The sequence below is a fragment of the Lysobacter sp. 22409 genome (assembly GCF_052045105.1).
GTDB classification, from domain to species: Bacteria; Pseudomonadota; Gammaproteobacteria; order Xanthomonadales; family Xanthomonadaceae; genus Lysobacter; species Lysobacter antibioticus_B.
The window spans coordinates 1-8,005 of record NZ_JBQEOE010000087.1; the positions used below are offsets into that span (position 1 = coordinate 1).

8 protein-coding genes are annotated in these 8,005 nt (G+C 67.0%); 4 read left to right on the plus strand and 4 right to left on the minus strand.

From position 1 onward, the window contains the following. Positions 1 to 485 precede the first annotated feature (485 nt). The 3 genes from ACTJJK_RS22790 to ACTJJK_RS22800 form a co-directional block, all read right to left on the minus strand. Complete coding sequence (locus ACTJJK_RS22790) at positions 486 to 1,016, minus strand: adenine phosphoribosyltransferase (protein WP_223620303.1); 531 nt, start codon at positions 1,014 to 1,016, stop codon at positions 486 to 488. A 42-nt stretch (positions 1,017 to 1,058) separates the two neighbouring features. Continuing rightward, entirely contained in the window at positions 1,059 to 2,000 is a 942-nt protein-coding gene (locus tag ACTJJK_RS22795) for a DMT family transporter (RefSeq protein ID WP_051885427.1), read from the minus strand. Between the two features lie 241 nt (positions 2,001 to 2,241). Then, the gene (locus ACTJJK_RS22800) at positions 2,242 to 2,526 is read right to left on the minus strand and encodes a putative signal transducing protein (RefSeq protein WP_440731330.1); all 285 of its coding nucleotides are present in this window, start codon (positions 2,524 to 2,526) and stop codon (positions 2,242 to 2,244) included. A 247-nt stretch (positions 2,527 to 2,773) separates the two neighbouring features. On the opposite strand from ACTJJK_RS22800, the gene ACTJJK_RS22805 reads away from it, so the two are divergent. The 4 genes from ACTJJK_RS22805 (at position 2,774) to ACTJJK_RS22820 (ending at position 7,342) form a co-directional block, all read left to right on the plus strand. After that, the gene (locus ACTJJK_RS22805; RefSeq protein ID WP_031374131.1) at positions 2,774 to 4,543 is read left to right on the plus strand and encodes a glutamine--tRNA ligase/YqeY domain fusion protein; all 1,770 of its coding nucleotides are present in this window, start codon (positions 2,774 to 2,776) and stop codon (positions 4,541 to 4,543) included. 17 nt (positions 4,544 to 4,560) lie between these two features. Beyond that, the gene (locus ACTJJK_RS22810; protein WP_031374130.1) at positions 4,561 to 5,115 is read left to right on the plus strand and encodes a nucleoside deaminase; all 555 of its coding nucleotides are present in this window, start codon (positions 4,561 to 4,563) and stop codon (positions 5,113 to 5,115) included. Between the two features lie 205 nt (positions 5,116 to 5,320). Further along, a complete protein-coding gene (gene rlmM / locus ACTJJK_RS22815) occupies positions 5,321 to 6,391 on the plus strand; it encodes a 23S rRNA (cytidine(2498)-2'-O)-methyltransferase RlmM (protein ID WP_031374129.1) in 1,071 nt (356 codons plus the stop codon). Between the two features lie 189 nt (positions 6,392 to 6,580). Next, positions 6,581 to 7,342 carry a hypothetical protein gene (locus ACTJJK_RS22820; RefSeq protein ID WP_223620299.1) on the plus strand — a complete coding sequence of 254 codons (762 nt, stop codon included), beginning with the start codon at positions 6,581 to 6,583 and terminating at the stop codon, positions 7,340 to 7,342. A gap of 213 nt (positions 7,343 to 7,555) precedes the next feature. Here the strand turns inward: ACTJJK_RS22820 and ACTJJK_RS22825 are convergent. Beyond that, the coding region (locus tag ACTJJK_RS22825) for a hypothetical protein (RefSeq protein ID WP_440731331.1) at positions 7,556 to 8,005 on the minus strand (450 nt) is incomplete at its 5' end.

The following is an 8,005-nucleotide window of genomic DNA, read 5'->3' on the forward strand; positions in this document are numbered from 1 at the left end:
TTTTCTTTGGTTACCTTTCTTTTGGGCTTAGCAAAAGAAAGTAACCCGGCCGCGTAGCGGGCGGAAGCTCTGCTCTTGCTGTGGCATCTCAAGAAGCAAGCAAGATCAAACGCCTAAAGCTTCCGCCACTAAAGCGGCGGGTAACTTTCTTTTGTCTAAAGCAACAAAAGAAAGTCACCAAAGAAAAATGCTTTTGCTTTGAATCACAGGCCCGCACGTTCGATGCCTCCGCAGGGATTTTTCATACGGGACATCCTTGTCCCGATGAAAAACGGCCCGCATCCCTGCGGGCCGCCCTCCGGGTCTTCTATTGCCTTCGCTAGTGCGAAGCTGCGCACAGCAACGGCAACGGCAGAATCCTCACAACCGCGATCATCGCCGCTCTTGGGTAGAAGCGGCGCAAGCCGCGACCGCGCGGGTTCCCGATTGCCTCGTCATTCGCCTAAGCCATTAACCGCTGCGACATGCGGCGCAGCCGCCATCCCTCAGTAATGCAACAACGCATGCACCGGCGCATCGCCCCGCCAACGCTCGCGACCGCGCAAGGCATCCAACTCGATCAGCACGCTCGCCCCCACCAACACCGCGTCCAGGCGTTCGACCAGCTCGCGTGCAGCCGCCAGGGTGCCGCCGGTCGCCAGGACGTCATCGACCAGCAGGGTGCGTTCGCCGGGTTTCAGGGCGTCGCTGCGCACCTGCAACTGGTCGCGGCCGTATTCGAGTTCGTATTCGACCGCGATCAGCGGCGGCGGCAGTTTGCCCGGCTTGCGCACGGGCACGAAGCCGGCGTGCAGCTTTTGCGCCAGGGCGGCGCCGAAGATGAAACCGCGCGATTCGATGCCGCACACGGCTTGCACGCCGCTGCCCTGCCAGGGCTCGGCCAGGGCATCGATGCAGCGCGCGAAACCGCCGGCATCGGCCAGCAGCGGGGTGATGTCGCGGAAGGTCACGCCCGGCTTGGGAAAATCGGCGACCGCGCGGATCAGGGCGCCGAGGGTGTTCTGGGATTCGTTCATGCGCTTACCTTGCAGCAGACAATGGAAGGGTGGAAGCGCGGCTCAGGCGGCATCGCCGCGGCGCACCGTGAACAGCGGCTGGTCGCCCCGCAGCAGGCCCAGGAAGATACCCGCCAGGGACAGACCGATGCCGAGCAGTTCCATGCCGCCCAGATGTTTGTGGAACAGCAGCACGTCCCACACGTAAGCCAGCAGCGGCTGCAACAACAGGCACAGGCCGACGATGCCCGCGGGCAGCTGCGGCATGGCGCGGCCGATCACCAGCCAACCCAACACCTGCGCGATCGCGGCATAGGCGAACAGGATCAGCCAGTCGTGGGCGCTGGTGGGGATCAGGTTTTCGCCGCCGAACGGCACCGACACGCCGAGCATCGCCGCGCTGCCGAGGCACAGCCACCACTGCAGGGCTTCGTTCGGCGTCTGCTGGCGGCGCGCCTGTGCGGCACGGAAGGCCAGCAGGAACACGCCATAGGCCAGCGCGGTGCCGAGGCCGTAGAACACGCCGAGACGGAAACGCTCGTCGACGTGCTCCCACCCCGGCGCGAGCAACAGCGCCAGGCCGACCAGGCCCATCAACAGCCCCACCCACAGGCGCCAGCCGGCGCGTTCGCCGAACACCAGCGCGCCGACGCCGGCGAGCACGAACACCTGGAAGTTGGCGAGCAAGGTCGACAGGCCGACACCGACATAGAGAATGCTGCGATGCCAGAGCCACAGGTCCAGCGCCAGGAAGGCCGCGCCGAACATCACCAGCCCCAGCGTGCGTCCGTCGGGGCGCCAATGGCGCATACGATCGCGTCGCCACGGCTGGCCGAGCAGCATCAACAGGATCACCCCGGCCAGCGCCATGCGCCAGAACGCCGATGCGGCCGGGCCGATCTCGACCCAACGCACGAACACCGCCGAGCTGCTGATGACCGAAGCGCCGATCAGCATCTCGACCAGGGGCGTCCGCAGGGTCGCGGTGGAGGACGAGGCGCTCATGAGCGCCCCCGCGAGACAAGCAGGAACGAAGCGGAATGCACGATCGAAACTCCATGAGAGCCGGAACGCCGTCGGAGCGATCCGGAGGCCCTGCGCCGGCGACCGGCATTCGACCGGACGCGCCGCAGGGCTCGATGAGAGAGAGAAGACAGTGGCGTCAGGCAGCGGGCCTGACGACCGTGGCCCGGTCCCGCCGGGGCGGTCGCGGACCTCGCGACGGTGCGGGCGTCGCGCCCCGGGCTCAGGCCGGAAGCCAGCCTGGCGGCGGCATCGCCCCGATCGGGTCGGACTCGACCGAGTCGGCGGCGGACGGTGGCGGTTCGCCCAGCGAGAGCGCATCGACCACCTCGCGCGCTTCCGGCCAGGCAGCCTCGGGCACGCAGACCTGGACCGGACCGAACGGCAGCTCGCCGAGGCCGCCGAGCAAGGCCTCGCCCTTCATGAACACCGGAATGCCGGCCGCTTCCAGCGCATGCCGGACCAGATGGGCATCGATCAGATGGGCGGCTTCATAGACGACTTTCATCGTCGCTGTCCTTCGGCGCAACGGCCTCGCGGGTCTGCGGCCAGCATACGCCGGAGTGGCCGGCTTGACCCATGAACGGCGCGCAGACGCAGCGTTCCAGGCACGCCCGGCAAAGCCCGCCGACCCCTGACACCGGCCCCGTGCAAGCCGCCGGACCGCGGCTCCGGCACGACGGAAGAGCGCCGCCAAGGCAGGGATCGCCGCCAAAGGCTAAACTTCACGACCTTCCTAGCCTTTGCCGTGACGCATGTCCGCCGATCCCGCCCGCACCGCTCCCGAATCTCCGACCGACTCCGCCGCTACGGCCGCGGTCAAGCAGGACTTCGTCCGCCAGATCGTCCGCGAGGACCTGGCCAGCGGCAAGCACCAGGCGATCCGGACCCGCTTCCCGCCCGAGCCCAACGGCTATCTGCACATCGGCCATGCCAAGGCGATCTGCCTGGATTTCGGCGTCGCCAACGAGTTCGGCGGGCGCTGCAACCTGCGCTTCGACGACACCAACCCGGCCAAGGAAGACCCCGAGTACGTCGCCGCGATCCAGGAAGACGTGCGCTGGCTGGGCTACGAGTGGGCCGAGCTGCGTCACGCTTCGGATTATTTCGAGGTGTTCTATCTCGCCGCGCAGAAACTGATCCGCCAGGGCGACGCCTTCGTCTGCGACCTCAGCGCCGAGGAAGTCCGCGCCTACCGCGGCAACCTCAACGAGCCGGGCCGCAATTCGCCGTACCGCGAGCGCAGCGTCGAGGAAAACCTGGACCTGTTCCAGCGCATGCGCGCCGGCGAGTTCGCCGACGGCGCGCGCACCCTGCGCGCGAAGATCGACATGGCCTCGGGCAACATCAACCTGCGCGACCCGGCGCTGTACCGGATCAAAAAGGTGGCCCACCAGAACACCGGCGACGCCTGGCCGATCTATCCGATGTACGACTTCGCCCACTCGCTCAGCGACTCCTGCGAAGGCATCACCCACTCGCTGTGCACGCTCGAGTTCGAGGATCACCGCCCGCTCTACGACTGGTGCGTGGGCCGCGTCGACCTGCCGAATTCGCCGGAGTTGCTGGCGCCGTTGCTCGCCCGAGGCCTGCCCAACGAGGCGGCGATCCCGCGCCAGATCGAGTTCTCGCGCGCCAACCTCAACTACACCGTGATGAGCAAGCGCAAGCTCATGGTGCTGGTGCAGGAAGGCCTGGTCGACGGCTGGAACGACCCGCGCATGCCGACCCTGCAGGGCATCCGCCGCCGCGGCTACACCCCGGCCTCGCTGCGCCTGTTCGCCGATCGCCTGGGCGTGAGCAAGCAGAACTCGACCATCGACTACTCGGTGCTCGAAGGTTGCCTGCGCGAAGACCTCGACGCCGCCGCGGCGCGCCGCATGGCCGTGCTCGACCCGCTCAAGCTGGTCATCAGCAACCTCGGCGACGACCACGAAGAATCGCTGCACTTCTCCAACCACCCGAAGGACGAGCGCTTCGGCGCGCGCCAGGTGCCGTTCTCGAACCAGCTCTGGATCGAACGCGAGGACTTCGAGGAAGTGCCGCCGAAGGGCTTCAAGCGGCTGATTCCGGGCGGCGAAGTGCGTTTGCGCGGCGCCGGCATCCTGCGCTGCGACGAGGTGATCAAGAACGAGGCCGGCGAAATCGTCGAGCTGCGCGGCACGCTGGACCCGGAATCGCGTCCGGGCATGGCCGGCGCCGACCGCAAGATCAAGGGCACGATCCACTGGGTCAGCGCGCGTCACGCCGTCGCCGCCGAAGTGCGTCTGTACGACCGTCTGTTCGACGTCGCCGCACCCGACGACGACAGCGACGGCAAGACCTACCAGGATCACCTCAACCCGAATTCGCGCCGCGCCGTGACCGGCTACGTCGAACCGTCGGCGGCCACCGCCGAGCGCGAGCAGGCGTTCCAGTTCGAGCGCGTCGGCTATTTCGTCGCCGACCGCTACGACCACACCCCGGAACGGCCGGTGTTCAACCGCAGCGTGACCCTGCGCGACACCTGGGCCGCGCAGGCATGAGCCCCAAGATCCCCAACCTGCTGACCAAGACGGTGATGCTGGCGCTGCCGGCGTGGATCGACGAAGTCGTCGACCGCAAGCGCGCCTACCTCAGCGACGAGGACAAGGTCGCGCTGGCGGTCGAACTGTCGCGGCACAACATCGAGATGGGCAGCGGCGGGCCGTTCGGCGCCGCGGTGTTCGACGGCAACGGCCTGGTGGTCGGGGTCGGCGTCAATCGCGTGGTGCCGCAAAGCTGTTCGGTCGCGCACGCCGAAATGATGGCCTTCATGTGCGCGCAGGCCGCGCTGAGCGTGTTCCGTCTCAACGAGATCGGCCCGATGACCCTGGCGACCTCGGCGCAGCCCTGCTGCATGTGCTACGGCGCCAGCTTCTGGGCCGGCATCGACACCTTGCTGATCGGCGCGCGCTCGGAAGACGTGATGCAGCTGACCGAGTTCGACGAAGGCCCGCTGCCGGCGGACTGGATCGGCGAACTGGAACGCCGCGGCATTGCCGTGCGCCGCGACCTGCAACGCGACGCCGCCTGCGACGTGCTGCGCCGTTATGGCGAGAGCGGCGTCGCGTACTGATCCGATCCAGCTTTTGTAGGAGCGGCGCCAGCCGCGACCAACCCGAGCGGTGTACGAAAACAGATCCACCCGAATATCGATGATGCCTCGCCGTTGCGTGGCAAAGAGCCCGACCGATCGGGCTTGGGCAAAAGCCCTTGCGTTCATCGCTTCGGTTGGTCGCGGCTCGCGCCGCTCCTACCCCTGAAGACAACGAGTTCCCACGATGACCGATAACGCCCTGCTGTGTTGGTGCCGCGCCGGTTTCGAACCCGAGCTCGCCGGCGAATTGAACGAACGCGCCGCGCGCGCCGGCCACCCCGGCTACGCGCGCACCGAGCGCAACAGCGGCTATGTCGAGTTCATCGTCGAGGACGCGAAAGCGTTGTCGCGCGCACTGCCGTGGTCGTCGCTGATCTTCGCGCGCCAGAAGCTGGTGCGCCTGGCCGATCTGCGCGGCCTCGATCCGGCCGACCGCATCACCCCGATGCTGGCCGCGCTCGATGCGCAGGGCGGCAGCGGCCTCAACGTTTCCATGTTCGGCGAGTTGGTGGTCGAGCACCCCGACTCCGACGAGCACAAGCCGCTCGCCGGCCTGGCGCGCAGCTTCGGCAACGCCCTGCGCCCGGCGCTGCGCAAGGCCGGCTGGCTCAGCAAGGCCGACGATGCGCGGCGCCCGCGCCTGCACGTCGCCTTCCTCGCCGGCGATCACGCCATGCTGGCGATGTCCGAGCCCGGCGACAGCTCGCCGTGGCCACTCGGCATCCCGCGCCTGCGCATGCATCCGGATGCGCCGAGCCGCTCCGCGCTCAAACTCGAAGAAGCGCTGCTGACCTTCCTCGACGCCGACGAACGCGAGCGCCTGGTCCGCGACAACATGCAAGCCGCCGACCTCGGCGCCGCTCCCGGCGGTTGGACCTGGGTGCTGATGCGCAACGGCATGATGGTGACCTCGGTCGACAACGGCCCGCTGCGCCAGGCCCTGCTCGACAGCGGCCGCGTCGACCATCTGCGCGCGGACGGTTTCTCCTGGCAGCCCAAGCGCAAGCTCGACTGGATGGTCTGCGACATGGTCGAACAGCCCGCGCGCGTGGCCGAACGCATGGCGACCTGGTTCCGCGAGGGCTGGTGCAAGCAGGCGATCTTCAATCTCAAGCTGCCGATGAAGAAGCGCTGGGAAGAAACCAAGACCTGCCTGGAAGCGTTCGAGTACCAGACCCATCGCCCGATGGTCGTGCGTGCGCGCCAGCTGTATCACGACCGCGAAGAGATCACGGTGTTCGCGACGCCGAAGTGATCCGCCACGTCAGGGCCACCCGGCCTTGGCGACGACTCGGGCATGTCTCGACCGCACATCGTCTGCGGCGTGACGGACACCCGGCATTCACGCTTCGAGCCGCGTTCATTCAGGTGAGGTTTCGCCGTTTTACATCGACTTGACCGGCACGGGTCTAGCGTCGCGGTGTCCCCACGCGAGGTTACAGCGATGAAACAGCACGCGACCCACCCGCACACCCTGATCGGCCTGACGCTGATCGCCGCACTAGGCGCCAGCGGCGCTGCCGTGGCGCAGATCGCCACCAAGGTCGAATCCAAACACGATGCGGTCGAGAAGGCCGAGATGGCCGCAGGCGAAGCACGCACCGCGCGCGAGGACGCCGCGACCGCGCAGGCCGCAGCGCAAGCCGCTGCCGCGACCCGCAACGAAGGCTCCTTGAGCGAACGCGGGGCATTGACCGCGGAAGCCACCGCCTACCAGGCCAAGCAATCGGCGATCGAGGCCCAGTCGGCCGCGCGCCAGGCCACCATCGCGGCCGAAGCGGCGCGTTCGGCGCAGGCCGCGGCGACCGCCGGCAGCAACCCCACCGGTGCCGCGATCGAAGCGCGCGCCGCCGGCGATGCGGCACGCGTGGCGAGTTCGGCCGCGACCGACGCGACCACGGTGGCGCAGGCTGCCGCCGCGGCGACCGCCGAAGCGGTGCAGCAGACCGATCCGGTGCCGCAACCGATGCCGGCCCCCGCCCCGGCCGTGCCGGTGCAGCCGCAGGTCACCATCACCTCGAGCCCGCCGAATTCGGTGATCGGCGAGTACAAGATCGATTTCGATGCGCTCGACGGCAATCACGACGGCAACATCAGCCGTGCGGAGGCGCGCAGCAACGCAACCCTGACCGCGGAGTTCCGCGCGGTCGATGTCGACAATAACGGCCGCTTGAGCAAGAAGGAGCTGTCGGGCTGGATGCGTTGATCGCTGCTTGATTCCGCGGTTTTTTGCGCGAACGCCTCCGGAAACGGGGGCGTTCGTGTTTGGGCGGCACCAGTACCGCGGTTCTGCCCCTGTATCTGTCCCCGTAGGAGCGACGTCAGTCGCGACCAAGGGACGCGCAGAGACACCAGTGCCGACGTCGCCTATCGAAGGGGGCCTTAGGATAGGAGCGGCGCCCTACTCGATTTCCTTCGGTCACAAGCCGCGACCGCGCCGCGACGGTCTCACGACGGCCGTGTCACTGCCGATGATCTGCCTAGCCTTTCCGCTTTTGCTCTTTCCGTGCGCCGTCTCACACTTGCGAAGGCAATAGAAGACCCGGAGGGCGGCGCGCAGGGATGCGCGCCGTTTTTCATCGGGACAGGGATGTCCCGTATGAAAAAGCCCCGCGTATGCACCGCGCGTGCGGGCCCTTGATTCAAAGAAAAGCATTTTTCTTTGGTTACCTTTCTTTTGTTGCTTATGACAAAAGAAAGTAACCCGCCGCTTTAGTGGCGGAAGCTTTAGGCGTTTGATCTTGTTTGTATGAAAGCCATAAGCGAGAGCAGAGCTTCCGTCCGCTAAAGCGGCCGGGTTACTTTCTTTTGCTAAGCCCAAAAGAAAGCTAACCAAAGAAAAGGGCTCTCCTTGCAAGGGCACAGGCCA

Excerpts from the sequence above, each read along its gene's own strand:
- ACTJJK_RS22795 (WP_051885427.1), bottom strand. The coding sequence starts at position 2,000 with ATGAGCGCCTCGTCCTCCACCGCGACCCTGCGGACGCCCCTGGTCGAG.
- ACTJJK_RS22800 (WP_440731330.1), bottom strand. The coding sequence starts at position 2,526 with ATGAAAGTCGTCTATGAAGCCGCCCATCTGATCGATGCCCATCTGGTC.
- rlmM (WP_031374129.1), top strand. The coding sequence starts at position 5,321 with ATGACCGATAACGCCCTGCTGTGTTGGTGCCGCGCCGGTTTCGAACCC.
- ACTJJK_RS22790 (WP_223620303.1), bottom strand. The coding sequence starts at position 1,016 with ATGAACGAATCCCAGAACACCCTCGGCGCCCTGATCCGCGCGGTCGCC.
- ACTJJK_RS22820 (WP_223620299.1), top strand. The coding sequence starts at position 6,581 with ATGAAACAGCACGCGACCCACCCGCACACCCTGATCGGCCTGACGCTG.
- ACTJJK_RS22805 (WP_031374131.1), top strand. The coding sequence starts at position 2,774 with ATGTCCGCCGATCCCGCCCGCACCGCTCCCGAATCTCCGACCGACTCC.